Annotated in this window: 1 protein-coding gene; it reads right to left on the minus strand. The window is 63.0% G+C overall.

Translation table 11 applies throughout. The annotated features are described in order from the left end of the window. Positions 1-208, minus strand: a 208-nt coding sequence (locus DY926_RS09650) for a Mu transposase domain-containing protein (RefSeq protein WP_408886048.1), incomplete at both ends; no start/stop codon positions are given.

Here is a 208-nt window from a genome sequence, read left to right on the forward strand (position 1 = left end):
ACGCTGTAGCGATTGCCTTCGAACTGGATCAGGCAGGTTGGCGAGACGCGCTTGGTCTGTTCCACAAACCCGTCAAAGGGACGCCCCGGCACCATGAGGTGAGAACGCTCGCTGGCATGAACCTCGGCGATGCTCCGGGCCAGTTCGATATGCTGCAGCCGTTCCCAGCAGTCCAGGCAGCGGGCTTCCAGCCAGGCATTCAGCGCCC

Origin of the sequence: Komagataeibacter melaceti, from assembly GCF_003403295.1 — a bacterium.
GTDB classification, from domain to species: domain Bacteria; phylum Pseudomonadota; class Alphaproteobacteria; order Acetobacterales; family Acetobacteraceae; genus Komagataeibacter; species Komagataeibacter melaceti.